Origin of the sequence: Silicimonas algicola, from assembly GCF_003970735.1 — a bacterium.
Taxonomy (GTDB): Bacteria; Pseudomonadota; Alphaproteobacteria; order Rhodobacterales; family Rhodobacteraceae; genus Silicimonas; species Silicimonas algicola.
Genome location: NZ_CP034588.1, coordinates 3,828,649 through 3,853,314 on the forward strand (window position 1 = coordinate 3,828,649; position 24,666 = coordinate 3,853,314).

29 protein-coding genes and 1 pseudogene are annotated in these 24,666 nt (G+C 65.9%); 10 read left to right on the top strand and 20 right to left on the bottom strand.

What is annotated here, in order from left to right; all coding sequences use genetic code 11:
* Positions 1-6 precede the first annotated feature (6 nt).
* The gene (gene dgcN / locus EF888_RS18935; protein WP_109760874.1) at positions 7-1,008 is read right to left on the bottom strand and encodes an N-acetyltransferase DgcN; all 1,002 of its coding nucleotides are present in this window, start codon (positions 1,006-1,008) and stop codon (positions 7-9) included.
* A 154-nt stretch (positions 1,009-1,162) separates the two neighbouring features.
* Between dgcN and EF888_RS18940 the strand changes: the two genes are divergently transcribed.
* The gene (locus EF888_RS18940) at positions 1,163-2,122 is read left to right on the top strand and encodes an L-malyl-CoA/beta-methylmalyl-CoA lyase (protein ID WP_109760873.1); all 960 of its coding nucleotides are present in this window, start codon (positions 1,163-1,165) and stop codon (positions 2,120-2,122) included.
* A gap of 13 nt (positions 2,123-2,135) precedes the next feature.
* On the opposite strand, the gene EF888_RS18945 is transcribed toward EF888_RS18940, so the two are convergent.
* The 8 genes from EF888_RS18945 to EF888_RS18980 form a co-directional block, all read right to left on the bottom strand.
* Entirely contained in the window at positions 2,136-2,930 is a 795-nt protein-coding gene (locus tag EF888_RS18945) for an FAD binding domain-containing protein (protein ID WP_109760872.1), read from the bottom strand.
* A 24-nt stretch (positions 2,931-2,954) separates the two neighbouring features.
* Positions 2,955-3,428 (bottom strand): (2Fe-2S)-binding protein, encoded by a 474-nt coding sequence (locus EF888_RS18950; protein WP_109760943.1) that lies wholly within the window; start codon positions 3,426-3,428, stop codon positions 2,955-2,957.
* 107 nt (positions 3,429-3,535) lie between these two features.
* Complete coding sequence (locus tag EF888_RS18955) at positions 3,536-4,495, bottom strand: acetyl-CoA carboxylase carboxyltransferase subunit alpha (protein WP_109760871.1); 960 nt, start codon at positions 4,493-4,495, stop codon at positions 3,536-3,538.
* Between the two features lie 54 nt (positions 4,496-4,549).
* Positions 4,550-5,410 carry a class I SAM-dependent methyltransferase gene (locus EF888_RS18960; RefSeq protein ID WP_164721756.1) on the bottom strand — a complete coding sequence of 287 codons (861 nt, stop codon included), beginning with the start codon at positions 5,408-5,410 and terminating at the stop codon, positions 4,550-4,552.
* Positions 5,407-6,015, bottom strand: coding sequence for a pyridoxamine 5'-phosphate oxidase family protein (locus EF888_RS18965; protein ID WP_109760869.1), 609 nt, complete (start codon positions 6,013-6,015; stop codon positions 5,407-5,409). The genes EF888_RS18960 and EF888_RS18965 overlap by 4 nt, the downstream gene beginning before the upstream one ends.
* Positions 6,012-6,740 (bottom strand): lysophospholipid acyltransferase family protein, encoded by a 729-nt coding sequence (locus EF888_RS18970; protein ID WP_109760942.1) that lies wholly within the window; start codon positions 6,738-6,740, stop codon positions 6,012-6,014. Before EF888_RS18970 ends, EF888_RS18965 begins: the two co-directional genes overlap by 4 nt.
* Positions 6,737-7,624: a cell division protein FtsX gene (locus tag EF888_RS18975; protein ID WP_109760868.1), complete on the bottom strand. Its 888-nt coding sequence runs from the start codon at positions 7,622-7,624 to the stop codon at positions 6,737-6,739. Before EF888_RS18975 ends, EF888_RS18970 begins: the two co-directional genes overlap by 4 nt.
* The gene (locus tag EF888_RS18980; protein ID WP_109760867.1) at positions 7,621-8,298 is read right to left on the bottom strand and encodes a cell division ATP-binding protein FtsE; all 678 of its coding nucleotides are present in this window, start codon (positions 8,296-8,298) and stop codon (positions 7,621-7,623) included. The genes EF888_RS18975 and EF888_RS18980 overlap by 4 nt, the downstream gene beginning before the upstream one ends.
* A 155-nt stretch (positions 8,299-8,453) precedes the next feature.
* Here EF888_RS18980 and EF888_RS18985 point away from each other — a divergent pair, with 155 nt between their 5' ends.
* Complete coding sequence (locus tag EF888_RS18985; RefSeq protein ID WP_109760866.1) at positions 8,454-9,302, top strand: zinc-ribbon domain-containing protein; 849 nt, start codon at positions 8,454-8,456, stop codon at positions 9,300-9,302.
* A 1-nt stretch (position 9,303) separates the two neighbouring features.
* Here the strand turns inward: EF888_RS18985 and EF888_RS18990 are convergent, their stop codons facing one another.
* On the bottom strand, positions 9,304-11,895 hold the full coding sequence (locus EF888_RS18990; RefSeq protein ID WP_109760865.1) for a TIGR02302 family protein: 2,592 nt from the start codon (positions 11,893-11,895) through the stop codon (positions 9,304-9,306).
* Positions 11,896-11,923: 28 nt separating this feature from the next.
* Complete coding sequence (gene lysA / locus EF888_RS18995; RefSeq protein ID WP_109760864.1) at positions 11,924-13,201, bottom strand: diaminopimelate decarboxylase; 1,278 nt, start codon at positions 13,199-13,201, stop codon at positions 11,924-11,926.
* 120 nt (positions 13,202-13,321) lie between these two features.
* Here lysA and EF888_RS19000 point away from each other — a divergent pair, with 120 nt between their 5' ends.
* The 3 genes and pseudogenes from EF888_RS19000 to EF888_RS22665 form a co-directional block, all read left to right on the top strand.
* Complete coding sequence (locus tag EF888_RS19000) at positions 13,322-13,723, top strand: GFA family protein (protein ID WP_109760863.1); 402 nt, start codon at positions 13,322-13,324, stop codon at positions 13,721-13,723.
* A 53-nt stretch (positions 13,724-13,776) separates the two neighbouring features.
* A complete protein-coding gene (locus EF888_RS19005) occupies positions 13,777-14,421 on the top strand; it encodes a hypothetical protein (RefSeq protein ID WP_109760862.1) in 645 nt (214 codons plus the stop codon).
* Between the two features lie 108 nt (positions 14,422-14,529).
* Positions 14,530-14,715: pseudogene (locus EF888_RS22665) on the top strand (GFA family protein); the annotation flags it as partial.
* Positions 14,716-14,852: 137 nt separating this feature from the next.
* On the opposite strand, the gene EF888_RS21970 reads toward EF888_RS22665, so the two are convergent.
* Entirely contained in the window at positions 14,853-15,002 is a 150-nt protein-coding gene (locus EF888_RS21970) for a hypothetical protein (protein ID WP_164721757.1), read from the bottom strand.
* Between the two features lie 35 nt (positions 15,003-15,037).
* Positions 15,038-15,211 (bottom strand): CsbD family protein, encoded by a 174-nt coding sequence (locus EF888_RS19015; protein WP_109760861.1) that lies wholly within the window; start codon positions 15,209-15,211, stop codon positions 15,038-15,040.
* Positions 15,212-15,394: 183 nt separating this feature from the next.
* On the opposite strand from EF888_RS19015, the gene EF888_RS19020 reads away from it, so the two are divergent.
* Positions 15,395-16,369, top strand: a complete 975-nt coding sequence (locus EF888_RS19020; protein WP_109760860.1) for a quinone oxidoreductase family protein — start codon at positions 15,395-15,397, stop codon at positions 16,367-16,369.
* On the opposite strand, the gene EF888_RS19025 is transcribed toward EF888_RS19020, so the two are convergent.
* The 4 genes from EF888_RS19025 to argH all read right to left on the bottom strand — a co-directional run bounded on the left by EF888_RS19025 (position 16,366) and on the right by argH (position 18,461).
* Positions 16,366-16,683, bottom strand: coding sequence for a DUF2834 domain-containing protein (locus tag EF888_RS19025; protein WP_109760859.1), 318 nt, complete (start codon positions 16,681-16,683; stop codon positions 16,366-16,368). The genes EF888_RS19020 and EF888_RS19025 overlap by 4 nt on opposite strands.
* On the bottom strand, positions 16,684-16,824 hold the full coding sequence (locus EF888_RS19030; RefSeq protein ID WP_109760858.1) for an argininosuccinate lyase: 141 nt from the start codon (positions 16,822-16,824) through the stop codon (positions 16,684-16,686).
* Positions 16,821-16,979 (bottom strand): hypothetical protein, encoded by a 159-nt coding sequence (locus EF888_RS21975; protein WP_164721758.1) that lies wholly within the window; start codon positions 16,977-16,979, stop codon positions 16,821-16,823. Before EF888_RS21975 ends, EF888_RS19030 begins: the two co-directional genes overlap by 4 nt.
* A 93-nt stretch (positions 16,980-17,072) precedes the next feature.
* Positions 17,073-18,461 carry an argininosuccinate lyase gene (gene argH, locus EF888_RS19035; RefSeq protein ID WP_109760857.1) on the bottom strand — a complete coding sequence of 463 codons (1,389 nt, stop codon included), beginning with the start codon at positions 18,459-18,461 and terminating at the stop codon, positions 17,073-17,075.
* 24 nt (positions 18,462-18,485) lie between these two features.
* Here argH and EF888_RS19040 point away from each other — a divergent pair, with 24 nt between their 5' ends.
* Both EF888_RS19040 and EF888_RS22490 read left to right on the top strand, forming a co-directional pair.
* On the top strand, positions 18,486-19,046 hold the full coding sequence (locus EF888_RS19040; RefSeq protein ID WP_109760856.1) for a TlpA family protein disulfide reductase: 561 nt from the start codon (positions 18,486-18,488) through the stop codon (positions 19,044-19,046).
* A gap of 136 nt (positions 19,047-19,182) precedes the next feature.
* A complete protein-coding gene (locus EF888_RS22490) occupies positions 19,183-19,305 on the top strand; it encodes a hypothetical protein (RefSeq protein ID WP_277601026.1) in 123 nt (40 codons plus the stop codon).
* A 4-nt stretch (positions 19,306-19,309) separates the two neighbouring features.
* Here EF888_RS22490 and EF888_RS19045 read toward each other — a convergent pair whose 3' ends face one another.
* Positions 19,310-20,488, bottom strand: a complete 1,179-nt coding sequence (locus tag EF888_RS19045; protein ID WP_109760855.1) for a lytic murein transglycosylase — start codon at positions 20,486-20,488, stop codon at positions 19,310-19,312.
* Between the two features lie 204 nt (positions 20,489-20,692).
* Here EF888_RS19045 and EF888_RS19050 point away from each other — a divergent pair, with 204 nt between their 5' ends.
* Complete coding sequence (locus EF888_RS19050; RefSeq protein ID WP_241239739.1) at positions 20,693-21,040, top strand: hypothetical protein; 348 nt, start codon at positions 20,693-20,695, stop codon at positions 21,038-21,040.
* Here EF888_RS19050 and EF888_RS19055 read toward each other — a convergent pair.
* Positions 21,037-22,869, bottom strand: a complete 1,833-nt coding sequence (locus EF888_RS19055) for a hypothetical protein (protein WP_109760853.1) — start codon at positions 22,867-22,869, stop codon at positions 21,037-21,039. The two genes, EF888_RS19050 and EF888_RS19055, sit on opposite strands and share 4 nt — an antisense overlap.
* A 121-nt stretch (positions 22,870-22,990) precedes the next feature.
* Here EF888_RS19055 and EF888_RS19060 point away from each other — a divergent pair, with 121 nt between their 5' ends.
* Entirely contained in the window at positions 22,991-23,692 is a 702-nt protein-coding gene (locus tag EF888_RS19060; RefSeq protein ID WP_241239740.1) for a thiamine diphosphokinase, read from the top strand.
* Here EF888_RS19060 and EF888_RS19065 read toward each other — a convergent pair.
* The gene (locus EF888_RS19065; RefSeq protein WP_109760852.1) at positions 23,622-24,548 is read right to left on the bottom strand and encodes a DMT family transporter; all 927 of its coding nucleotides are present in this window, start codon (positions 24,546-24,548) and stop codon (positions 23,622-23,624) included. The genes EF888_RS19060 and EF888_RS19065 overlap by 71 nt on opposite strands.
* Positions 24,549-24,666 lie beyond the last annotated feature (118 nt).

A 24,666-nucleotide genomic window follows, 5' to 3' on the forward strand; every position in this document is an offset into this window, starting at 1 on the left:
CGCTGTTCAGATCCCCGCAAGCGCATCGACCAGGCGCCCCGCCCCGTGCCGGAACGGATCAACGCACGGCAGGCCCATCCGGGCTTCGGTCTCCTCGCAGAGGCGCAGCGCTTCGTCCTCACCAAGCGCCTTCGTGTTGATCGAGATACCGGCCACCTCGCAATCCGGGTTCGCAAGCCGCGCCAGAGGCAGGGCGGTGTCGCGCAAGGCTTCAAGGGATGGGAGGGAGTGGTCGGGCAGCCCCCGCAAATGGGTCCGCGTCGGTTCGTGCGCGAGGATCAGCGCGTCCGGCTGGCCACCGTGTATCAGGGCCAGCGTCACTCCGGAGTAGGAGATGTGATACAGGCTCCCCTGCCCCTCGATATGGTCCCAGTGATCCGGCTCGTTGTCGGGCGTCAGCCACTCGACCGCGCCAGCCATGAAGTCGGCGACCACGGCGTCCAGCGGGATGCCATTGCCTATGATGAGGATCCCGGTCTGGCCCGTCGGTCGGAAGGTCGACTTCATGCCTCTCGAGCGCATCTCGGCGTCCATGGCGAGGCCGGTATACATCTTGCCGACCGAACAGTCGGTCCCCACAGCGAGGCAGCGTTTGCCGCTTCGCTTCACGCCATTTGCGATCGGGTACGAAACCGTCGGAACGCGCACGTCGTAAAGCGTACGCCCTGCGCGCTGCGATGTCGCCTTCACCCGCTTCTCGTCCCGCAACAGATTGTGCAGCCCCGAAGCAACGTCATAGCCGATCTCGAGTGCCTCGCAGAGCACGTCGATCCACGCTTCGGAAATGACGCCGCCCCGGTTCGCCACACCGACAACCAAGGTCCGAGCTCCTGCCTCGTATGCTTCGGCAAGCGTCATATCCTTCGCCGCCACGTCCGCCTTGCAGTTTGGCATCCTGAACTGGCCGACGACGTTTTCGGGACGCCAGTCGGCGATCCCCTGCGCCACCTTGGCCGCCAACTGGTCTGGAGCATCACCCAGAAAAAGCAGGTATGGCGTTCGAATCATGAGGGTCCCCTTATGGCTGTTCCCAGCCTGCCATCGGCTGCCGCCAGATGGGAGGGTGCAACGACGACGCTTGCTGCACCTGCAAAACCGCCTTGCGTGCCGCAGCGCAAGATCTTACCCGTGAGACTGCCCGAAACGAAAGAAAGTTGCCTGTATGTCTTTCCGCGTCCAGCCCGCGCCACCCGCCCGTCCGAACCGCTGCCAGCTTTTCGGTCCCGGCTCACGACCCGCGATCTTCGAGAAGATGGCGGCGTCCGAGGCGGATGTCATCAACCTCGACCTTGAGGACGCGGTGGCGCCCGATGACAAGGCGCAGGCACGGAAGAACATCGTGGAGGCCGTGGGCGACGTCGATTGGGGCGACAAGACGCTCTCGGTGCGGATAAACGGCCTCGACACCTCCTACTGGTACCGCGACGTGACCGAGGTGCTGGAGAACTGCTCGGACCGGATCGACCTCCTGATGATCCCAAAGGTCGGCAACGCCTCGGACGTCTATGCCGTCGATGCGCTGGTAACCGCAGTGGAGCGCGCGAAGGGACGGACGAAACCGATCGGGCTCGAGGTCATCATCGAAACCGCCGCCGGCATCGCTCATGTCGAGGAAATCGCCGCGTCCTCCCCCCGTCTCCAGGCGATGTCGCTCGGCGCAGCGGACTTTGCGGCGAGCATGGGGATGCAGACCACGGGCATCGGGGGCACGCAGGAGAACTACTACATGGCGCGGCACGGCCAGAAGTACTGGTCGGACCCCTGGCACTGGGCGCAGACCGCCATCGTGGCGGCCTGCCGCACCCACGGCGTGTTGCCGGTCGACGGCCCCTTCGGCGACTTCTCGGACGACGAGGGTTTCCGCGCGCAGGCGCTGCGATCCGCGACGCTCGGCATGGTCGGCAAATGGGCGATCCACCCCAAGCAGGTTGCGCTCGCCAACGAGGTCTTCACGCCGACCGAGGAAGCCGTAGCCGAGGCCCGCGAGATCCTTGCGGCCATGGACGAGGCGCAGCGGACCGGATCGGGCGCGGCCGTCTACAAGGGCCGCCTCGTCGATATCGCAAGCGTGCGGCAGGCCGAGGTCATCGTGAAGCAGGCCGAGTTGATCGCAGGGCGGTGACGCCGCCCCACGCTCACATCGCGGCGAGGGCTCGCTTGGCCATTACCTTGACGAGGTTCGCACGATACGCGGCGTCGCCGTGGATGTCGGACAGCATCTCGTCCGCGTCGACGGTCACGCCATCGACCGCCGCGGGTGAGAAGTCTAACGACAGAGCTTGCTCCAACGCGCTTGCGCGGAAGACGCCATCGTTCCCCGCCCCGGTGACCGCGACCCGAATACCGTCCGCCCCCTTGGCGATAAAGACACCGCAGAGCGCGTAGCGAGACGCGGGGTTCGGGAACTTTGCATAGGCGCAGGCCTCGGGCGCATCGAACGACACCGACAGGATGATCTCGCCTTCGTCGAGAGCAGTGGTGAACATGCCTTCGAAGTAATCGTCCGCCGAAATCTCGCGCTTGTCGGTACGGATGACAGCGGCAAGGCCCAGGACACCTGCGGGGTAATCGGAGGCGGGGTCGTTGTTCGCGATGGACCCGCCGATGGTGCCGCGGTGGCGCACGGCAGGGTCGCCGATCAGCCCGGCCAGATCCGCGAGGCCCGGACAGACCGAGCGAAGCTCCGCGCTGCCAGCTACCTCGGCATGGGTCGTCATCGCGCCGATGGTGACCCTGCGTCCCGAGACCTCGATGCCGCGAAGGGCGCCGATACGCGAAATGTCGACAAGGTCCGACGGCGCGGCAAGCCGAGCCTTCATCGTCGGGATAAGGGTCTGGCCACCGGCGATCAACTGGCCCTCGTCGCTCGCAGACAGAAGGCGGGAGGCATCCTCGACGCTGGCGGCGCGGTGATAGGTCGTTTCATGCATCGGGCTTACTCCTCGATGCGGGCGTCACATCTCGCCCGCGGCCTGCTGGATGGACTTGACGATGTTGTGGTAGCCGGTGCAGCGGCAGATGTTGCCTTCCAGCTCTTCGCGGATCGCGGCCTCGTCAAGCGTGCGGCCATCGGCTCGATACCGCGCGACCATGTCGATGCCGGACATGATCATCCCCGGCGTGCAGAATCCGCACTGAAGACCGTGATTGTCGTTGAACGCTTTCTGCATCGGGTGCAGCGCGTCACCCTTCGCCACGCCCTCGATCGTCGTGACCTCGCATCCATCGGCGGCGGCAGCCAGCATGGTGCAGGACTTCATCGCCTTGCCATCGACATGGACGACGCAGGCCCCGCACTGGCTGGTGTCACAGCCAACGTGTGTGCCTGTCAGCCCGAGTGCATCGCGCAGGAATTCGACCAGAAGGGCACGGTCCTCGACCGTGGTCGATACTCTCTGGCCGTTCACGGTAAGGGTGATGTCTGCCAAGCTGTCCTCCTCGTCGCAGGCTCGCGTCTCGGCGCGAGGCCCGGGCATCTTCCGGAAATGTCGCGCGACATTCCAGCGCTAATCGCGCATCGGGCGACGTTTTGCAATCAGGCAGCCAGACCCGCCTGCCCCATGTTCAGGAACTTCGCGCGGCGATCCCGGACGAGATCTTTGCGGGACATGGGCGCAAGCTGCTTGAGGATGTCGTCGATGCACAGTCCGACCGAGCGCATCGTCGACACGCGGTCACGCTGCGCACCGCCCACGGACTCGGCGATGATCCGGTCGATCACGCCAAGCTTGTGCAGGTCCTGCGCTGTAAGGCGCAACGCCTCGGCAGCTTCCTTCATCTTTTCGGCATCCTTCCAGAGGATCGACGCGCAGCCTTCGGGCGAGATGACGGAATAGATCGAGTGCTCGAGCATCGCGACGCGGTTGGCGGTGGCAAAAGCCACGGCTCCGCCGGAACCGCCCTCGCCGATCACGACGCTGACGAGGGGCACGCCCAGCCTCAGACACTGTTCGGTCGATCGCGCGATGGCCTCGGACTGGCCCCGCTCTTCTGCGCCCTTGCCGGGATAGGCGCCCGGAGTGTCGATCAGCGTGACGACCGGGACCCCGAAGCGGTCGGCGAGGTTCATAAGCCGGATCGCCTTGCGATAGCCTTCGGGACGCGCCATGCCGAAGTTGCGCTCGATCCGGGACTGGGTGTCGTGGCCTTTCTCGTGGCCGATCACCATGACGGGCCTGTCGTTCAGCCGGGCCAGGCCGCCCATGATCGCGTGGTCGTCGGCGAAATTGCGGTCGCCAGCCAGCGGCGTGTACTCGGTGAAGAGGGCGTCGATGTAGTCCTTGCAGTGCGGACGGTCGGGGTGCCGCGCAACCTGGCATTTCTGCCAGGGGGTCAGGTTCTTGTAGAGATCGCCCAGAAGGCTCTGCGCCTTTCGGTCAAGACCCGCAGCCTCCTTGTCGACATCCATCCCCTTGTTCGACCGGGCCATGGCGCGCAGTTCCTCGGCCTTGCCTTCGATCTCGGCAAGCGGTTTTTCGAATTCGAGATAATTCATGCCTGACCTCTTCTGCTCCCGGTATATAAGGGACGCCGGGCGGCAGCCGCAAGTTCAGGGCAGCCGCGACCGGATCAGGTTCAGGACCGCGGGCATCCGGAATTCGCCGTCGGCCTCGAAGGGCCGATACGCCTCTTCGAGACGCGCCGCGACCTCGGCTTCCTGCACTGCCGTGCTCTCGTAGAGCCTCAGCGCCCGCGCTGCCGATCCGACACGCAGGCTCAGGGCCACAGCGCCTGCGGCGCCTTCGGGATGACGCAGGAAGACCGTCAGAGGCTCGACCTCCGCATGTTCCAGCCCTGCGCCGCGCAGGACGTCCCGGACATAATCGGCATCCGACAAGCCCATGGGCCCCGGTGCGTTCGGCGCGGTCTTGGGCAAGGGACCTAAGACCTCGCCCGCGACGCGCGAAGGCAGCCCCCACCAGGGGTTGCGGGCGACAGGCCCCCAGACGCCGAAGACCATTCGTCCGCCGGGACGAACCGTCTTCGCGATGTTCGCGAATGCGGCGGCAGGGTCCGCAAAGAACATGACACCGAAGCGCGACGTGGCCAGGTCGTACCGCGCGACGCCGAGGTCTGCACTCTGCGCATCCGCGACAGCGAACTCGAACCGATCGGCCAATCCTTCTGCCGTTGCGCGCGCCTCCGCACGCCTCAGAAGCGGCGGCGAAATATCGAGAGCCGTCACCCGTCCGCCGGCCCCGACCCGGCGCGCGGCGGCAAGCGCATGTGCGCCGGTTCCGCATCCGACGTCGAGCACCGACTCGCCCGGCTTCAAGTCGGCGGCATCCAGCACCGCGTCCGTTACCGACGCGAAAAGCGTGTCCAGCGCCGCTTCGTTTTCGATCCATGACAATCCGGTTGGGGAAGCCCAGTAGCGCGCTTCGTCGGAATTGGGGCCGGTTTCGCTCACCAGAGGGTCTCCCTTGCACGCTCGGGCCAGACGGCATCGTAGGCTTCGCCCCCGTGGCGATCATCGCTCAACGCCGCCAGGATCTGGCCCGGGGTCGGAAGCCCGGCGCTCTGGTCGCCAGAGCTCCAGAGCTTCGACCTCAAGAGCGCGCGGGCGCACTGGAAATAGACCTCGCCGATCCGCACGACGATCACCGACCTGGGACGCTTTGCCCCGCGCTCGAAACGCCCGAGCACTGCGGGATCGACGGTCAGCCGCGCCGTTCCGTTGACACGCACGACGTTGTCCGATCCGGGAACCATGAACAGAAGCGAGACACGCCCATCCCGAACGATGTTCCGCAGCGAATCCACCCGGTTGTTTCCGTGCCAGTCCGGAAGCGCCAAGGTGCGCTCATCGATCTCGATCACCACAGGCCCATCCTCGCCCCGCGGCGAGGCGTCTGTCCCCTCGGGCCCGACCGTGGTGAAGATGCAGAAGCGCGAGGCGGCGATCCATTCGCGATAGACCGGCACCAAGCGGTCGGCCACCTTCGCGACCGCGGTTGCCAACGGTATTCCGTAGATCGCCTCGAGAGCCTCGATGGTGTCGATGTCGTGTGTCACGGTCGAGGATCAGCCTCTTCGTTCAGGGCGGCGGAGCGCGTCTCGATGACGTCCTCGAGATGAGCCATGAACGGCTTTATAGCCATCCCGGACTGAATCGGTGCAAGGAATTCGACCACGGCGGTGCCCTGGCGGCGCATCACCCCGCGCTTCGGCCAGAACAGGCCGACGTTGGCCGCGACGGGAATGCAGGGCTGTTCGAGTTGCTCGTAGAGGATCCCGGTGCCGACCTTGTAAGGCAGGTATTCTCCGGGGGCGACGCGCGTCCCTTGCGGGTAGATTATGAGCTGCCCCGGCTCCAGCCGCCCCTTTTCGACGTCCGCCTTCATCTTCTCGATGGCTTTGCCGCGCTTGCCCCGGTCGACGGGAACGCAGCCGATCCTCAACGCGTACTGCCCCAGGATCGGCGCGTACATCAGTTCGCGCTTCATGATGAACCTCGCGCGGGGAAGCGCGTGGAAAATGAGGATGATGTCGAGAAACGACTGGTGTTTGGCCGCAACGACCACCTCGCCCTGCGGAATAGGGCCCCGAACCTCGGTCTTCAGGCCCACCATCCAGCGGGCCGCCCACCTGACATAGGCGCACCAGGCCTTGCAGGCTCGGAAAGCCCAATCGCGTGAGAAGAGCGCGAAGGGAAAGAACACCACGGCATAGATCGCCATGACGACGTAGATCGAGACGTTGAACACAAGCGACCGCAGCCACTGGATGGCGACCATCAGGGCGCGCTCCCCAGACGGCGCGCTGCGGCGGCCCGAGTCGCCGCATAGGCCAGCAAGGCGGCGGCAGGTGGGATGACGAGAGGCCAGAGCCACTCGACCCCAGACAGCCCAAGACCTGCGAGAATGCCCGTCTCAGCACCACCGGGCATGAGGAGAAGTGCGATCATGCCGATAAGGGTCCCCGCCCCCGCCCCTGCCGCCGCGCGAAGCGTGAAACGTTGCACGAAGGCGCGGGTGATCCAGGCGTCGCGAGCGCCCACAAGGCGCAGAACGTCGATGACCTGACCGTTGGCCGCGAGGGCGGCCGATGCCGCAAGCGCGATCGTCACCGCCATGACACCCGCGATCAGGATCAATGAGACCGTCCCGAGCTTCCGAAGCCAGCCCGCCGCTTCGGCCAGGGGCGCGCGCCAGCGGCCGTGGTTGTCGTAGACGGCTCCGGGGGCCTCGGCCTCCAGACGGAGGTTCAGACCCTCGACATCGGGCCCGTCTCCGATCTCGGTCACTTCGATCAGTATGGGCAGACGCAGGCTGTCGAGCGGAAGGTCGGTTCCGAACCAGGGAGCCAGGAGGGCCGCCTGCTCGCCGTCGTCCAGCCGGTGAGCCGTTCCTATCCCCGGCGTCTGCTTCAGCGCCTCGAGGATGGTGGCGACCTGGACGTCCTGGCCCTCGTCCGCGGCTGGTAGGCGCACGGTCGCTGTGCCGGCAAGCTCGGTCTCCCATCTCGTCGCAAGGTCCCCGGCCGCAAGCGACAGCGCGATCGCGAAGACGGCGAGAAAGGCGGTCGCGGCCGAACTCACGATGGTCAGAGCGGCTGTGAAGCCGGTGGCAGGCACCACACGCGCTGCGGTCGGATCGGTGGACAGAAACGAGGGGCGCCTCACAAGTCGATCCCTGCCTGTTCGACGCGCCCGCCCTTCAGCCGCAGGACCCGCGATGTCACACGGGACTTTGCCTGCCGGATCAGATTCAGGTCGTGCGTCGCGCAGAGGATCGTCTTCCCCAAACGGTTGAGCTGGATCAGAAGGTCGAGGATCCTCAAGGACATGTCCCAGTCGACGTTCCCCGTCGGCTCGTCCGCCAGAACCACGTCCGGCGACAGGATCACCGCACGCGCCAGGGCGGCCCTCTGCCTTTCGCCGCCCGAAAGCTCGGGGGGATGCTGCGCGGCCTGATCGCCCAGTCCGACCCATCCCAGGAGTTCCGCGAGATGTGCGTCCGCGGTCGCCTCGGATTGACCCGCGACCGTCGCCGGCAACCGGACGTTCTCGGCCACCGTCATGTGGTCGATGAAACGGCTGTCCTGGTGGACGACGCCGATCCTCCTGCGCATCCGCGCGATCCCGTCGCGGTCCAGCCGGCCAACATCCTCATCCAGCACGCGCACGCGTCCTGACGACGGCCGAAGCTCCATCGATACCATTCGAAGAAGGGTCGTCTTGCCCGCGCCCGACGGGCCGGTCAGGAAGTGAAAACTACCTTGCGGAAGGGACATCGACATGCCGTCGAAAAGCGTTCGACCGCCGTAGCCCACCACGACATCGTCAAGCTCGATCACGCCGCCTCCCCGCCTCGCTGTTCGCTTTTGCCCGTTTCCGCGACAAGGATCAACGTCAGCAGACTTTTCCGGCGCGGGATGAAGTGCTAGAAGCTTGCAAGGCAGGTGACGTAGAACGCCGAAACGGCGCGTTTGTCGGGGCAAGGAACAAATTTATGCGGCTCGTTTGTCCGAATTGCAGCGCTCAGTACGAGGTCGACACGTCGCTGATCCCCGACGAGGGACGCGATGTGCAGTGCTCGAACTGCGGCCACACATGGTTTGAACTGCCCCCTCCCCCCGCCGGTTTCGAAGACACGTTGTCCGCCTCGCCACAGGAAGAGAGCGACGATGAGGCTGAGGACGAGGCGCCGAGCGAGGCCGTCCGCGCCGTTGCCGCCGCCTCCGAGAAGTCCATCTCTGACGAGGAGGAAGAGGAAGCGGAAGAAGACGAGGACATCGCGTCCGCCGCCTTCGTTCCGCCGGCCGGCGACGCGCCGCGCGCACGCAGGCCGGCCGACGCCGCAGACGTGGACCTGTTGCGGGAAGAAGCGCAGCGCGAGTTGTCTCAGCGCCGTGCGCCACCGTCCGAGGCCCTGGAAACCCAGACCGATATGGCGCTCGACCAGATTCGCCGGCGCGAGACGCCGTCACGCGCTCTGCGGGCCCGCATGGCCAGCATGCGCCCCGACAACGACCCCGACGATGACCGGCAGGATGCTCGCGGAGACTCCGATTACCAGGCGCCTCGCAAGGATCTGTTGCCCGACATCGACGAGATCAATTCGACCCTGAAGCCCGCGCGCAAGCGCCGCAGAGGTACGACCGAAGCGGTTGCGAGCCATCGCAGCGGCTTCCGAATGGGGTTCTTCCTCATGCTTCTGATCGCGGCAGGCCTGATCGTCGCCTACGCCTTCGCTCCTGCCATCGCGAGCGCCATCCCCGGGTCCGAGACGGCTCTCGTCCGCTATGTGGACGGGGCGAATGCCGCCCGCGACTGGCTCGACGGCCTGATCCAGCGCTAGGCTAGAATCTCTCCAGAAGACGCTTTAGGTAATCCAGCTCTTCGGTCGGGCGCTCCTGCTCGCCAGAGCGGCGGCGTATCTCGTCCAGAAGCTCACGGGCCCGGCGATACACGTCCTCGCCCTGCAAGAGTTGCTCGTCAGTCCCGATCCGACCATTCTCTCCCTGGTCGCGGCCCAGTGGATCGCGATTACCGCTTGGGTTGTTGCGGCCCAGGGCGTCGCCCTGCTGCCCACCCTGCTGCTGTTGCTGCTGCTGCGCCATCTGATCGGCGAGCTCTCGCATTCCCTCGCGCAGAGCCTCCATCGCGTCGGCCTGATCGTCCAGGGCACCAGCGAAGTCCTCGTTTCGAAGCGACTCCTCGGCCTCGTCCATCGCCTCGCCCGCCCTGTCGAGCGACCGGCGCGCGGCGTCGCCTTCAGGCGAACCGGCTCCTGGGAGGTTCTGCGTCTGGCGGTTCAATTCCTGACGCAGCGCGCGCTGACGGTCAGCAAGTCCACCCTCGAGGTCGCCCGGCTGCTGTCCCTGACCCTGCTGACCCTGGCCCTGTTGGCCTTGCCCTTGCTGACCTTGCTGACCCTGGCCCTGCTGTCCTTGACCCTGTTGTCCCTGCTGCCCTTCCTGCCCTTGCTGACCCTGTTGGCCTTGCTGACCCTCGGGACCGAACTGCTCCTGAAGATCCCGGAACGCCTCGTCCGACAGACCCTGCTGCTGACGGAGGGTTTCGGACAGGCCTTCCATCGCCTGCTCGCCGGGGGACTGCTGGCCCTGCTGGCCGCGGGCGATCTGCATGTTTTCCATCATCTGGCGAAGCTGGTCCAGAAGCTGCTGCGCCTCTGCCATCCGGCCCTGCTCCATCAATTCCTGAAGCCGGTCCATCATGTCCTGCAAGTCCTGCGAGGACAGCTCCTGCATCTCGCCCTCAGCCATATCTTGTTGAGGCTGATCGCCCTGCTGTTCCGCGAGTTGCTGCATGTAATCCTGCATCGCCTCTCGCAGTTCGTTCATCAGTTCGGCGATCTCCTCGTCCGACGCGCCATTCTCGATGGCTTCCGAAAGCCGATCTTGCGCGCGCCGCAACCGTTCCTGCGCGTCGGAGAGATCGCCTTCCTCCACCTCGAGGGCCAGGCTCCACAGCACCTCGGCCAGTTCCTCGACCGCGTCGTCGTTCAACTGATCCACGGACAGCCGCGTCTCGAGCCGGCGCACGGCGAAGCGCAGCTTGAGGTAGGTCGTCTCGGAGCGGAACACGTCTTCGGGCTTGTACGAAACCGCGCGAAGCACTTGAGCCACGCGGGTGCCGTTCTCGCGGTTCCAGAGAAGGTCGCGACGTTGCTCGATGATGGACTTGGCGAGGGGATCGAAGAATCGACGGCCGGGAAGTTCGCCCAATTGCGGGGCGGAAAGCCCCTCCTGCTCGGCATCGTCCGACGCGAAAAGCTCGGCGGACACCGGCAAATTCGCCCAAGGGTGCTTCGACAGGTCTTCGACGACAGTTTCGCTGAACTCGGTCCGGTCGCCGGTAATCGACATCGGCAGGTCCAGAACGATCTTGTCCCGCGCTTCCGGTTCAACGGCGAGACCATAGCGGCGGTCGACCTTCGAGAGGTCCAGCGTGATCTCGAGCCTCCCACCCGTCACGCCGTAATCGTCCTTTGCGACGAAGGGCGTCTCCATCCGTCCCGCCTCGCCCCGCGCCAACGGGCCTTCGAACTCGATGGAGGGCGGCGCGTCCGGGATCGCCTCGACGTCCCACTCGCGGCCACCAGGGCCTTCGATGCGGATCACGCCGCTTTCGGCGATGTCGAACCCTTGTTCCGGCTCGGTCGCCGGTGTCACGTCCTCGGTCCGGCCCGACACCGTTTCATGCAGCGCCAGTTCACCGACTTCGCCGTAGAAGCGAAGCGTGACGCGGCTGCCTTCCGGCACCGACAACGCCTCGCGTGTCACGTCGTTCAGATAGATGCTCGGCTTGCCGGTGTAGGCGGGCGGCTCGACCCAGCCTTCCCAGACCGATCCGCTGGCCAGGGTCTGCCCGGTGCCTGGCCCCATTTCGGCGACGCTCGCGACGCGCAGAAGAGAGCCGAAAAGGACCGCGATCACGAAGGCCAGAAGAGCCATGTAACGCAGCGCATAGGGGTCGCGGCGCGCAAGGCGCAGGTCGGGCTCGACTGCCCGCGCGGCGTCGAGGCGCGCCGACATGCGCGCAAGGTGCACCCTCCAGACCGATTCCGAGGCCGCATCGCCGGTGCCGATGGCCTGCCTGTCGGACAGGGCGGCAATGGGTTGTCCAGGCAAGGTCGCGTCAAGCCGGGCCAGGACCTCGGACCGGAGCGGCGCCCGGAACTGGCGCAGCGCATAGACAAGAGCGGCGAGCCCGCCGCCTACCACCACGACGCCGACGGTCCAGACCGCTTCGAGCGGCAGGGCTTCGTGCAGGCCCATGAGGAGGGAGGCGAGCGTGAGAAGGACCAGAGACCACAAGGGCCAGAAGGCGCGCACGACGCGTTCGGCCAGCATCCCGGCATACGTGAGACGAAGCGGCCATGTCAGCCGCTTCGCGGCATCTGCGGGAAGCTGCGTGTCCTGCGTCATAGGCCTTCGTTGCGGGACCAGGCCCGGATCATACCGGTCCTTCCAGCCACTCTGGGATGGTATCGCGGTTTATCATCTCGTCAAAGGTGGGTCGTGCCCGGATGACGGCGAATTGATGCCCATGCACCAGCACCTCGGGCACCAGCGGGCGGGAGTTGTACTCCGAGGCCATAACCGCCCCATAGGCGCCGGCCGAGCGGAAGGCGATCAGGTCGCCCTCGGCGAGGGGTGGCAGGGGCCGGTTGCGGGTGAAGGTGTCGCCCGTCTCGCAGACCGGACCGACCACGTCGCAGGGGCTCAGCTCCGCTCCCGCCTCGGGCTCGACGACGGGCACGATGTCATGGTGTGCCCCGTACATCGCGGGTCGGATCAGGTCGTTCATCGCCGCGTCGACGATGGCGAAGGTGCGTCCTTCGCCTTGTTTCATATAGATTATTTCCGAGACCAAGAGACCCGAGTTACCGGCGATCAGCCGGCCAGGCTCGATCTCGATCTCGCAGCCGAGGTCGCCCACGGTCCGTCGCACCACCTCGCCATAGTCGAGCGGAAGCGGGGGTGCGGCGTTCGAGCGCTCGTAGAGGATGCCAAGGCCCCCGCCTAGATCGAGGCGGCGGATGTCGTGGCCGTCGGCGCGGAGCTGGTGGGTCAGCTCGGCGACCTTGAGGTATGCCTGCTCGTAGGGCTCGAGGTCGGTGAGCTGCGAGCCGATGTGGACGTCGATGCCGATGACCTCGAGCCCCGGCAGAGAGGCGGCTTCGGCATAGACCTCGCGGGCTCGGGAAATGGGGATGCCGAACTTGTTCTCGGACTTGCCGGTGGCGATCTTCTCGTGCGTCCTGGCGTCCACGTCAGGGTTGATGCGGATCGTGACGGGGGCGATTTTCCCTAGCGATTCCGATACCTTGGAGAGGCGGCGCATTTCGGGCTCGCTTTCCAGGTTGAACTGGCGGATGCCGCCTCTCAGGGCCAGCTCCATCTCTTCGGCCGTCTTGCCGACGCCCGAGAAGACGATGCGGTCGGCCGGAAATCCTGCTGCGACGGCGCGGCGGTATTCGCCGCCCGAGACCACGTCGACACCCGCGCCGAGCGACGCCATCAGCCGCAGAACCGCTTGATTCGAATTGGCTTTCATCGCGTAGCAGATCAGGTGGTCGAGTCCGTCGAGCGCCTCCTGGAACAGGCGGTAGTGGCGCGTCAGGGTGGCGGTCGAGTAGACGTAGAACGGCGTCCCGACCGCAGCGGCGATCTCGGGGAGAGGCACGTCCTCGGCGTGAAGGATGCCGTCGCGGTACAGGAAATGGTCCATGACGCGGCTGATTAGCAGATCCCGGCGCGTTCGCAATCGTGGCGCAAAACGCGCGTCGGTATCACGTCGGTATTGCGTCGGTATCGCGTCGGTGGCCTTGTCGGGGCAGGAGGAGCCTCGATGCTGGCTGGAGGATGCATGTGCGGGGCGACCCGCTTTCGGGCGGAGGGCGATCCGCTGTGGCAGACGACCTGTCATTGTCGCGATTGCCAGCGCGCGGCGGGCGCGGACTACGTAAGCTGGATCGGGATGCCGCGCGCGGGCGTGACGTGGAGCGGGCCGCGCCGGACGTTCCACTCCTCGTCCGGCGTCACGCGGTCCTTTTGCACCGACTGCGGCACGCCGCTCAGCTACGAGACGGAGGACCTGCCCGAGGAGACGCATCTCTACGCGCCGACGCTGGATGACCCGTCCGTCTACCGGCCCACGGCGCAGTTGTATTTCGCGGAACGCGTGGCATGGCTGGAGGGGCTGAGGGAGCTGCCGGGGCACACGAAGGGGTCGAAGTCAGAGATCGTTTGATTTGACGTTGGAGACTGCTTTGAAGCCTAAGTTCATGGGTTGCGGAGGTGAGGTTGTCGACCAAGTTCAAGGAGTTTTCGGCTCGTGTGGGGACCGAAGCAAACTTGGCGCTGGAAGCGAAGGATTTCAGACCCATCCAAAGACTTGAGCCTGGAGGCATTCAAAGGGACGGAAACACTCGTGCCTTGATCGGCGACTATTATCGGAGGCTCAGACAGGACCGCCTCGGATTGGTTTCCCTAATTCTCGTAGACGGATCCAAGATGTCCGTCACCATCTCAATCAATGCATTGGCGATTCCGAAAACCATTCCCGATAATAAGATACTTCCTCTGCTGCGATTAGCTTGCGACATCTGTCCACCCGGCGTTCTTCCCTCCGCCAGTTCTTGGTCTCAAGGCGAAGTGTTCAACTTTCCTTTAGGTTTCTTTCAGAATGAACTGTCTTTGCCCAAAGGGAGCCTCGACCAGATTGATCCGGTCCTAAGAAAGATGGGGAAGCTGATCAATTCCAAGCTCGATAAGCGACTGAGCTCGCTTCTGGAGTCGCCCATCGCTCGAATAGAGATCGATCCTGAACCGCTGGTCAGAAAGAGAAGCGACGCTCTTCCCTGGTTTTTGCAGTGGATGATTCCCAAAGACATACGCGATTTCCGGCGCAATCAACCGCTCGAGTGGCGTGGTCCCCCTGAATCCTAGGGGTGACCGTCTTCTTTTTTACTTTGAGCTCGCTTCGGGGGCCCCGCTGAGAAGCACTCAACGTACCACTCCTCGCCCGGCGTCACGCGATCCTTTTGCAGCGACTGCGGCACGCCGCTCAGCTACGAGACGGAGGACCTGCCCGAGGAGACGCATCTCTACGCGCCGACGCTGGACGACCCTTCGGTCTACCGGCCCACGGCGCAGTTATATTTCGCGGAACGCGTGGCGTGGCTGGAGGGGCTGAGGGAGCTGCCGAGGCACGCGAAGGGCTCAGGGTCGGAAAGGGCTTGACCCGGTGCGGTATGGCGCAATGCGGTTGCCCCGGCCCCGGTGCTACCGGGCCGGGACAGTCTGGCCAAGGATGGCGCAGATCATCAAATTTTGGTTTGGCTCACGGCTGTCAGCCAATGCCGTTGCGGCATGGGGGACTACTCGGCCAGTCGGGAGCGTTCTTCCGCATTGGGCCCGCCTCCCGGCGCTTCTCCGAGCGTCGCCTCCGCCCTGTGAAGCTTCTCGTCATTTTTCTTTGACGGCTTCTTCTCGTTCTCTTGTTTCGGGGTCTTGACGTCATCGGTCATCGGCTGGCTCCTTGATTCAGTTGGTCTGGTCAAACTCAGTCGGAGAGCTTGTCCTTGGCGTCACCGACGCCCTTCTGGACCTTTCCTTCAGCCTGATCCTTCTGACCTTTGTGCTTCATGTCTTCATTGCCGGTTGCATCGCCGAACTCTTCCTTGGCCTTGCCGCCGATGTCTTTCGCTTTGCCTTTTGCTTGATCTTCGTTTGCCATGTCGTGCCTCCTTTTTTAGGTGTGATGGACCAACACCTGAAGCGACATCGAAGTTCCTGACTTCGAGCGGCGGTCGCCGGACGAGGGCCACAAAGCCTGCCATCTCGCCGCGATGACCACCTTCTCTCTTCCCCTCCCCTTCCATCCCGCTAAGGTCTCCCGCGACAGTGGGGGAGGCAGAACATGGCAAAAACCGTCATCATCGAAGCGCACGGCGGACCCGAGGTCCTGAAGCTGACGGACCGCGAGGTGGGCGAGCCGGGGCCGGGGCAGATCCGGATCCGGCACCATGCGGTGGGGCTCAACTTCATTGACTGCTACCAGAGGTCGGGCGCCTACAAGATGAGCCTGCCCCATGCCCTCGGCATGGAGGCGGCGGGTGTGGTCGAGGCCGTGGGCGAGGGTGTCACGCACCTGAAGGCCGGCGACCGGGCCGCCTATGCCGCGAACCCGCCCGGCGCTTACTCCGAGGCGCGGGTGATGCCCGCCGCGACGGTCTGCCCGCTGCCCGACGGGATCAGCTTCGAGGACGCGGCGTCGGTCATGCTTCAGGGGCTGACGGTCAACTACCTGTTCCGCCGAACGACGCCGATCGCGAAAGGCGACACGGTGCTGTTGCACGCGGCGGCGGGCGGCGTGGGGCTGATCGGCTGTCAGTGGGCGAAGTCGGACCGCATCCGACTGATCGGCACTGCCGGGTCGGACGAGAAATGCCGGATGGCCGAGGATGCCGGCGCCGAGGTCTGCGTCAACTATCGCACCGAGGACTTCGTTGCGCGGGTGAAGGAGCTGACCGGCGACAAGGGCGTGCCGGTGGTGATGGATTCTGTCGGCAAGGACACTTTCGACGGCTCGCTTCAGTGCCTGTCGCCGCTGGGGTTCATGATCCTCTTCGGCGCGGCCTCGGGGCCGGTGCCGCCCTTCGATATCCAGCGCCTCGCGGCGGGCGGATCGCTGAAGCTGACGCGCCCGACGGTGTTCACGCACCTCGCCGACTTCGACTCCTGCCAGACGATGGCGAAGGAGTTGTTCGACAAGATGCTGTCGGGCGACGTCAAGGCCAGCATCGGCCAGACCTTCGCGCTGGAGGAGGTCGCCGAGGCGCACCGGGCGCTGGAAGCGCGGGAGACGACGGGGTCGACGATCCTGACGCTCTAGCCGACCGGTCTCGTGCGCAGGAAGAGGTAGAGCGGCAGGCCGCAGCTGACGCCGATGAGATAGGTGGCCGGGATCGCGACGAGAGCGGTCCAGTTCCGGCGCACCCAGGTCTCGGCGACGATCCAGACCGTCAGCGCGATGGCGGCGATGGTCAGGTCCCAGGTGAGGCCGGTGGTCGAGGCGTTGACGTACCAGGCGTCGATCAGGCCCGAGAGGCCGGTGCCGGTCTCGTTCATGTAGGTCACGAACCAGTACATCGGGTGGATCGCGCCCCAGATGGCGAGGGCGAGATAGATCATCCGGAGCACGCTCATTCAGAGCGTGCCGGTGACGCCGATGCCGATCTCGCCGCCGATCTGCACGCCCGAGTTGGCGGGCTTGGCCTTGGGCTCGGGCTCGCCGTCGGCTCCGCATGCGGCGAGGGCGAGCAGCGCGATCAGGACGAGCGACTTCATCGCGGGGCCACCGCGATGCCGACGTCTCCGACGGTGCCCGAGACGCTCGGGCGGACGCGGGCGCCGTGCGAATCGAAGGTGGCGCCTATGCCGAGGGACTGGTTCTCGCAGGCCGAGGCCAGGAGGATCACGCCGATCAGGGTGGCTTTACGCATTACTCGCTCCGAAACTGGGGTAGGCGCAGGATATCCGACGGCAGCGCCGTGGTGAAGCCGCCGCGAACGGGCGGCAGGCGGGAAAGCGCTTCGCTATGTCAGCCGTTGCTTCCATCGCGCGATCTGGGACCGCACGTTGTCCGGCGCGGTGCCGCCATAGCTGGTGCGACTGCGGACTGAATTGTCGACGCCGAGGACGTCGAAGACGCCTTCGGTGATGGCGTCGTGGGCCGTCCGCATCTGGGCGAGGGTCAGGTCTGGGAGGTCCTTGCCCTCGGCCTCGGCCATGGCGACGAGGCGGCCGGTGACGTGGTGGGCGTCCCGGAAGGGCAGTCCCGCCTCGCGCACCAGCCAGTCTGCGAGGTCGGTGGCGGTGGAAAAGCCGGACGAAGCCGCAGCGCGCAGGACGTCGGGGTTGGCGGAGAGGTCCTTCATCATGCCTTCGGACGCGGCGAGGGCCAGCATCAGCGCGTCGGCGGCGTCGAAGACCTGTTCCTTGTCCTCCTGCATGTCCTTCGAATAGGTCAGCGGCAGGCCCTTCATCACGGTGAAGAGGCCGACGGTCGCGCCGAGGATCCGGCCGATCTTGGCGCGGACCAGCTCGGCGGCGTCAGGGTTTTTCTTCTGCGGCATGATCGACGAGCCGGTCGAGAAGCGGTCGGACATCCGCACGAAGCGGAACTGCGCGCTGGACCAGATCACCAGCTCCTCGGCCAGCCGCGACAGGTGCATGGCGCAGATCGAGGCGGCGGCCAGGTATTCGAGCGCGAAGTCGCGGTCCGACACGGCGTCGAGCGAATTGGCGGCGGGCCGGTCGAAGCCGAGCGCCTTCGCCGTCGCCGCGCGGTCGATCGGGAAGGACGTGCCGGCGAGGGCTGCGGCGCCCAGGGGGCATTCGTTCATCCGCGCCCGCGCGTCGGCGAAGCGCGAGGCGTCGCGGCCCAGCATCTCGACATAGGCCATCATGTGGTGGCCCCAGGTCACCGGCTGCGCGGTCTGGAGGTGGGTGAAGCCGGGCATGACCCAGTCGGCGCCTTGATCTGCCTGGCCGATCAGCGCGCGTTGCAGCGCGGCGATGGCGGTCTGCGCGGCGTCGCACTGGTCGCGGACCCAGAGGCGGAAGTCGGTGGCCACCTGATCGTTGCGGGAGCGCGCCGTGTGAAGCCGTCCGGCAGGTTCGCCGATCAGCTCCTTCAGACGCGCCTCGACGTTCATGTGGATGTCTTCCAGAGCGGTCGAAAAGGCGAAAGTCCCGCCGTCGATCTCTGACAAGACCGTGAGGAGGCCTTCCCGGATCGCCTGCGCGTCGCTATCCGTTATGATGCCCTGCGCGGCGAGCATCGCGGCGTGGGCGCGCGAGCCTTCGATGTCCTGGCGCGCGAGCCGCTGGTCGAAACCGATCGAGGCGTTGATCGCCTCCATGATCGCGTCCGGTCCGGCGGCGAAGCGCCCGCCCCACATCTTGTTCGCGCTGTCGGTCATCGTCTGGTTCCTGGAAGGAGCGTCATGCGTCGTCTGGTTCTCGCCGTCCTCTACACGGGCCTTGCCCTCTTCGCAAACGCCGCCGCCGCCGACCGCGCCGCGCTGGAGGCCCTGCGCGAGGGGTCGATGCAGAAGCTGGTCTTCGCCGATCCCGCACCCGTTCCGGACACCGCCTTCACCGGGCCCGACGGCGCCGAGGTCAGGCTGTCGGATTTTGCGGGCAAGCATGTCCTCGTCAATTTCTGGGCCACATGGTGCGCGCCTTGCCGGAAAGAGATGCCGATGCTGTCCGAGCTTCAAGCCGAGTTCGGGGGCGACGACTTCGAGGTCGTGACCATCGCCACCGGCCGGAACCCGCCCCAGGCCATCACGAAGTTCTTCGAGGAGATCGGCGTCGACAACCTGCCGACCTATCTCGACCCCCGGCAGGCGCTGGCGCGCGAGATGGCGGTCCTGGGACTGCCGATCACCGTCATCCTCGATCCCGAGGGCATGGAGATTGCACGGATGCGGGGCGACGCCGAATGGAACGGGGCCAGCGCCAAGGCCATCATCGCCGCGCTTCTGACCGACGGCGGGAGCTAGGCGTTTCCCTTACGGAACCTGTATGTTGCCCGAATGAGGCGGAACCCCGCCTTGTTTGCGACAGCTTTGTGCCATAATTTGGCCACACTCGCTTTCGGGCGAGGTGTAACTGTCACTTGTAACCGGGTTATTCGCGATGAGCGAATTCTTAACAGCCTTCCTGATCCTCGTGGCCCTTGCTGCGGTCGGCAACTTTGCCGCCGATCCCGCCGCCTTCCAGACGCACTGCGCCGGATCGTGGCTCCAGCTCTGCTGGTAGGCGCCTAGAGACCGTTCAGCAGATCGCGTGTCGGCCATGCGTCGGCGGGCAATCCCAGACGCGCCTGCTCTTTCTGCACGGCCTGCCTCGTCATGGCTCCAAGAATCCCGTCCACGGCGCCGACGTCATGTCCGCGGGCCGAGAGTTTCTGCTGCAACGCCTTCATCTCGTCATCACTCAGCGCGGGCGACGGGTTGCCGGCGTCGTAGACCGGCGCGCCCTCGAGCCGGGTGGCGAAATAGGCGGCGGTCGTGACGTAGGTAAAGCTCTTGTTCCATTCGAAGAGGACATTGAAGTTCGGATAGACTAGGAAGGCCGGTCCGTCCTTGCCCTGCGGCAGCAGGATGGCAGAGGACAGGTCAGGTCCAAGCAGCTTGCCCGAGCGTGGCGTGACGCCGAGGGCCGCCCAGTCCGACGCGGGCATCCAGGTTTCGAGTCCCGTCTTCTCCCAGGCGAAATCACTCGGCATGTCGACTTCCTGCATCCAGGGCTCGCCCTTTCGCCAGCCAAGCTCGGCCAGAACCCGTGCCCCCGTCATCAGCGCATCGGGCGCCGAGGTCTTGAGAGTGATGTGACCGTCGCCATCTCCGTCGACGCCCTTTTCGACGATCTCGGAGGGCAGGACCTGAACCATGCCGATCTCGCCGGCCCAAGCCCCGGTCGTGCGTGCGGGGTCGAGGTCGCCGCGCCGGAAAAGCTCCATCGCCGCGAAGACCTGCGGACGAAAGAGGTCCGGGCGCCGGCAGTCGTGCGCCAGCGTGACCAGCGCGTTCACCGTGTTGAAGTCGCCCTGAACGGCGCCGTAGTCCGTCTCGAAGGCCCAGAAGGCCAGAAGAATGCCGCGCGAAATTCCGTAGTCCTGCGAGATGCGGTCGAAGACCTCCGCGTACTTCTGCGCGTTCCGCTCGCCCGCCTGGACCCGGTTCTGGCTGATGAGACGGCGTGAGAAGTCGATGAAGGGCATCTGGAAGATGCCCTGCGCCCGGTCAGCGCGAAGCACTTTGGGATCCTGCCTGACGCCCCCGAAGAACTGCCTGGCCTCGGCGGACCCGAAACCCTTTTGAACCGCCTCGTCCGAGAGACCGCGGACGAACGCGCCGAAGTCGCCTCCGCACTGTTCCTGCGCGACGGCGGGGACAGCGAAAAGCGCGGCGGACGCAACAAGTGCGAGGGCTTTCAACATCGAGAGGACCTGCTTTCCTTGAGATTTCGACGGAAGCTATCAGGCGCGTCTTCGGTGCGGCAAGGGCCGGAAGCGCCTTTCCGCGCATCGTTAACCGTTTCTTCGGATGCGTTAACCGAGCGTTAACACTTTCGGCCGAATTTTCGAAATCGGGGGAAGAAGTCGGCTGAAGTCGTCAAAGGGTCGGAACTAGTGATACTCATCGTGGCTTCCAAGCCAGGTCTTTCGGCCATCTGGGCTTCGCACCTGCGTCGTCAGGGCCAGGACGTCATCGTCGTCGAAACCCAGGACGAGGCCGTGTCCTATCTGCGCACCGCCTCGGCGGATGTGATCGTGCTCGACCTGCTACTGGAAGAGGGCAGCGCCTTCGCCGTGGCGGATTTCGCAAGCTACCGGCATCCGAAGGCGAAGATCGCCTTCGTGACGCGCAGCAGCTTCTTCTCGGACGGATCCCTGTTTTCGCACATCCCGAACACGGCGGCGGTCCTTCAGGAAAAGACTCCGCCGACCGACCTTGCGGCGATCGTCGCCTACCACGGTCGGGCGGTCTAGGATCTGCCGTTCGCGATCGCGTCGTTCGGCTTGAAACGCGAGCCGTTGTCGATGGTGAACTGGCCGCGTTCGAGCTTCTTGAAGGTGCCCTCGCGCAGAAGCTGGCCGAACGAGCGCAGGCTCTCCTCGCGCGACAGCCGGATGGTCGGATCGACCCGCGCCACACGCTTCATGATCTCGGGGCGGGTGAAGGACGACTGGCCTTCGGAGAAGACAGTATAGGCGGCGGCGGCCTCGAGAAGCTCGGACAGGTCCTTTGCGCCGACCGTGCGGGCAAACTGCGCAAAGCCTTCCTGTTCGGACGAGAGGCTGACCGCGTGCCCGACCGAAAGCCCGCTGTCCACACGTTGCGACGAGACGAGGACCAGGGGCGGGCTAGACGAGCGGCGGTGGCCGGTCGCGCTGTCGGCGGTCGGACGCGAGGGGCGGACGACCTGCGAGAGATCCTGCCGGTAGCGGCTTTTCTCCTGCTCTTCGGCGACTTCCTTCGACACCTGACGCGACACGAGGCGGTCGGCCTTGGTGGCGGCGACGGCGGCGCGCATCTGCGAGATGACGCGGCGGCGGCGCACGACGTCGTCGTCGTTGAGCTTGGTGTCGGTTTCGGCCATCAGGCGACCCACGTCGCCTTCGGGCTCGGGCGTGAGCGAGCGCGCGGTGCGGTCGGCGCGGGCGTCGTCCGTCGTGACTTCGGGGGTTTCGGCGGCGTCGGTGGCCTCGGGGGTCTCGTCGCTGTCGAGCCTGGCGCGTGCCTCGGCGCGCTCCCGCTCGACGCGTCCCGCGACGTTGCCGATGATCTGCGAGACCGTGCGGAGGGGGCGCGCGGCGGGGGCGGGTTCGTCCGCGGGCTCTTCCGGCGCGTTGTCCTCGTCGTCGTCCTCGAAATCCCAGCCTGAGGGGTCCCGAGCTTCGGTGGCAGGTGCCGCGTCGCGGTCTTCGGCGTCGTCCTCGGTCGGAGCATCCATCACGAATGCGGTTTCGTCCTGCGACTCGTCTTCGGCCGTGTCGGGCGCGGGCTCTGCCACCGGCTCCTCGGCGGGTGCGTCCTCGGTCGGTTCGGCGGATGCGGCGGGATCCTCGTCCTCGTAGCCGGCGTCGTAGAGGTTGCCGTCCTCGTCGGACAGATCGGCCGAGATGGCCTCGATGGTGGCTGTGTGGGCGCGGTCGCGCGGCGCGGTTTCCTCGGCAGGAGGCTGGCTAAAAGGGCGGCGTTCCGCGGCCTCCTCGACGTTGCGCGAGACGACGGCACGGATGCGGCGCAGCTTTTCCGCCACTGTTTCGGCGGGTCCTTCGCCCAGCGGGCGCGCGTCGGGGTCGACGGCGAGCACGTCTTCGGGCTCGTCGGACATCAGGTATTCGTCGTCGAAGGCAAGCGGTCCGCGATCCGCGTCGGCGGGCGCCGGTTGAGGCGCGGGTGGCGTGACGGACTTGACACGCTCGGCCGCCGCTTCGGCGGCGATGCGGCCCGCGACGCGGGCGGCAAGATCGCGGCTGTCGGTCTCGGGCGCCTCGTCCTGGTCCGCCACCTCGGCGTCCTCGACGGCGGGCGGCGGCGCGGAGGGCTCGGCGCGTTTCTCGACCTGGCGCAGCGCCACGCCGGTCTCGCTCATCCGGGCCTCGACGCGGCGGTCGACTTCCTTCTGGGCGATGTTCTGAAGCATCTCGACATCGGGCGTGGGCGGCTCGGCCCCGAAGTAGCGGTCGTCGGCGGCAAGATCGCGGAAATACTCCGCGATGTCGCGCATGGTTCCGAGCGGGTCGTCGAACCCTTCCAAGGTACAACTGAACGTCCCGTAGGAGACCGTCAGAATCTTGGTCGAACCGTTCATACCGTCATCCGCTTTCTCCCCCGAGCCGCAACAATGTGTTTACCCTCGGGGCAGTCGAAAATAGGAACAGACTTGGGGAGATCACAAGATTTTTTCTAGTCATAAATAAGGCGATGCACTCTTGGGTACGGAACAGTCGGACCTGGGTCGGGAAACTGTCCAGTCGGATCAGGGGGTAACGCTGGTTGGCGGAGGACGGCCATCGCGGCCGGAAATCGACCGTGCGCTGGCGCTGGCCCCGGTGCTGATCGCCGCAGACGGAGGAGCGAACTTCTGCCTGGACGAGGGGTTGGAGCCGGTCGCGGTGATCGGCGATTTCGACTCGGTCCGGCCGGGCGCGCGGACGGCCCTGTCGGGCGCGCGCTTCCTCTGGGTCGAGGAGCAGGAGAGCACCGATTTCGAGAAATGCCTGACCGCGATCCGCGCTCCCTTCGTTCTGGCGGCCGGGTTCACCGACGGACGCCTCGATCACACGCTTGCGGCGTTTTCGGTCCTCGTCCGCACGCCGGGCGCTCCCACGATCCTCGTCGGACGCCACGACATCGCCTTCGCCGCGCCGGCGAGACTGACCCTGGACGTCCCGCCGGGACTTCGCCTCTCGCTCTTTCCGATGGCGCCGGTGACGGGTCGGTCGGCTGGCCTGCGCTGGCCGATCGAAGGGCTGTCGCTTGATCCGATGGGCCGCATCGGAACCTCGAACGAAACCACGGGGCCGGTGCGACTGTCGTTCGACGGCCCCGGTTGCGTCGTCCTCATGCCGCCGGAGGCGCTGCCGTCCGCACTGTCCGCGCTGACCGCGCAAGGGACTGTTCCCGAAAGATAATATAGAGACCGGCCAGGATCGTGACGCCGATCCCCGCAAGGGCCAGACCATCGGGGAAGTCGTCGAAGATCAGCCAGCCCACCACGGCCGCGACAGGAATTTCCAGGTACTGCATCGGCGCCAGCGTGGCCGAGGGGGCGAACCGCAGCGCCCAGGTCATCACGAGGTGCGCCGCCGTTCCGAGGACGCCCATGAGTGCGAGCAAGCCCCAGGTCGACGACGCAGGCCACGCCAGGTCGAAGCCCGGCAGCCGGTCGCCGAAGAGAACCAGCGCCGGCACCAGCACCGCGACCGCCATGCCGCCCGAGACGAACTGAAGCGCCACCGGGTCCGTCTCGCGCGCAAGCTGGCGCGTCACGAGCATGAAGAACGCGAAGATCACCGCCACACCCAGAGGCAGAAGCGCTGGCCACCCGACCTCGGCGAAGCTGGGCTGCACGACCATCAGCGTGCCGGCGAAGCCCACGGCGCAGGCGGCGATGCGGCGACGGCCGACCTCTTCGTCGAGGATGAGTTTCCCGAGCAGCAGCATCACGAACGGCATGACGAAAACGATGGCGATGGCGTCGGCGAGAGGCAGGAACCGCAGGGACAGGAACATCGTCCCGATGCCGAGGACATGAAGCATCGCCCGAATGAAGGCGAGGCGCAACATTCGCGCCCCCTTCGGCATCGCCGAGCGCATGGCCCAGGCGACGGGTCCGCAGATCAGGACCTGCGCCGCCATGCGGATCGTGACCAGAAGGACAAGGTCGACGGCGGGGCCCAGAAGCTTGGCCGTGGCGTCCGCGACGGGCGCCATCAGGCAGAAGCAAAGCATGAGGAGGATGCCTAGAACCGGCCGGTCCGCTGTCATGGCCGCGACCTTAGAGGCGCCTTTGGGCCTTGGCGACGGATTCCTGACCGCCGTGTCCGTATCTCCACGGTAGCGCCCTTTGGGCCTGACGCCTTGAAGCCGGGGGACGCATCCGCTT

What these genes read in the sequence shown, in the direction of transcription:
- EF888_RS19040 (WP_109760856.1), top strand. Translation starts at nt 18,486, where the DNA reads ATGCGTCGTCTGGTTCTCGCCGTCCTCTACACGGGCCTTGCCCTCTTC.
- dgcN (WP_109760874.1), bottom strand. Translation starts at nt 1,008, where the DNA reads ATGATTCGAACGCCATACCTGCTTTTTCTGGGTGATGCTCCAGACCAG.
- EF888_RS21975 (WP_164721758.1), bottom strand. Translation starts at nt 16,979, where the DNA reads ATGCGTAAAGCCACCCTGATCGGCGTGATCCTCCTGGCCTCGGCCTGC.
- EF888_RS18985 (WP_109760866.1), top strand. Translation starts at nt 8,454, where the DNA reads ATGCGGCTCGTTTGTCCGAATTGCAGCGCTCAGTACGAGGTCGACACG.
- EF888_RS19055 (WP_109760853.1), bottom strand. Translation starts at nt 22,869, where the DNA reads ATGAACGGTTCGACCAAGATTCTGACGGTCTCCTACGGGACGTTCAGT.
- argH (WP_109760857.1), bottom strand. Translation starts at nt 18,461, where the DNA reads ATGACCGACAGCGCGAACAAGATGTGGGGCGGGCGCTTCGCCGCCGGA.
- EF888_RS21970 (WP_164721757.1), bottom strand. Translation starts at nt 15,002, where the DNA reads ATGACCGATGACGTCAAGACCCCGAAACAAGAGAACGAGAAGAAGCCG.
- EF888_RS19020 (WP_109760860.1), top strand. Translation starts at nt 15,395, where the DNA reads ATGGCAAAAACCGTCATCATCGAAGCGCACGGCGGACCCGAGGTCCTG.
- EF888_RS18955 (WP_109760871.1), bottom strand. Translation starts at nt 4,495, where the DNA reads ATGAATTATCTCGAATTCGAAAAACCGCTTGCCGAGATCGAAGGCAAG.
- EF888_RS18940 (WP_109760873.1), top strand. Translation starts at nt 1,163, where the DNA reads ATGTCTTTCCGCGTCCAGCCCGCGCCACCCGCCCGTCCGAACCGCTGC.
- EF888_RS19015 (WP_109760861.1), bottom strand. Translation starts at nt 15,211, where the DNA reads ATGGCAAACGAAGATCAAGCAAAAGGCAAAGCGAAAGACATCGGCGGC.
- EF888_RS19045 (WP_109760855.1), bottom strand. Translation starts at nt 20,488, where the DNA reads ATGTTGAAAGCCCTCGCACTTGTTGCGTCCGCCGCGCTTTTCGCTGTC.
- EF888_RS19025 (WP_109760859.1), bottom strand. Translation starts at nt 16,683, where the DNA reads ATGAGCGTGCTCCGGATGATCTATCTCGCCCTCGCCATCTGGGGCGCG.
- EF888_RS18945 (WP_109760872.1), bottom strand. Translation starts at nt 2,930, where the DNA reads ATGCATGAAACGACCTATCACCGCGCCGCCAGCGTCGAGGATGCCTCC.
- lysA (WP_109760864.1), bottom strand. Translation starts at nt 13,201, where the DNA reads ATGGACCATTTCCTGTACCGCGACGGCATCCTTCACGCCGAGGACGTG.
- EF888_RS19000 (WP_109760863.1), top strand. Translation starts at nt 13,322, where the DNA reads ATGCTGGCTGGAGGATGCATGTGCGGGGCGACCCGCTTTCGGGCGGAG.
- EF888_RS19030 (WP_109760858.1), bottom strand. Translation starts at nt 16,824, where the DNA reads ATGAAGTCGCTCGTCCTGATCGCGCTGCTCGCCCTCGCCGCATGCGGA.
- EF888_RS19065 (WP_109760852.1), bottom strand. Translation starts at nt 24,548, where the DNA reads ATGACAGCGGACCGGCCGGTTCTAGGCATCCTCCTCATGCTTTGCTTC.
- EF888_RS18990 (WP_109760865.1), bottom strand. Translation starts at nt 11,895, where the DNA reads ATGACGCAGGACACGCAGCTTCCCGCAGATGCCGCGAAGCGGCTGACA.
- EF888_RS22490 (WP_277601026.1), top strand. Translation starts at nt 19,183, where the DNA reads ATGAGCGAATTCTTAACAGCCTTCCTGATCCTCGTGGCCCTTGCTGCG.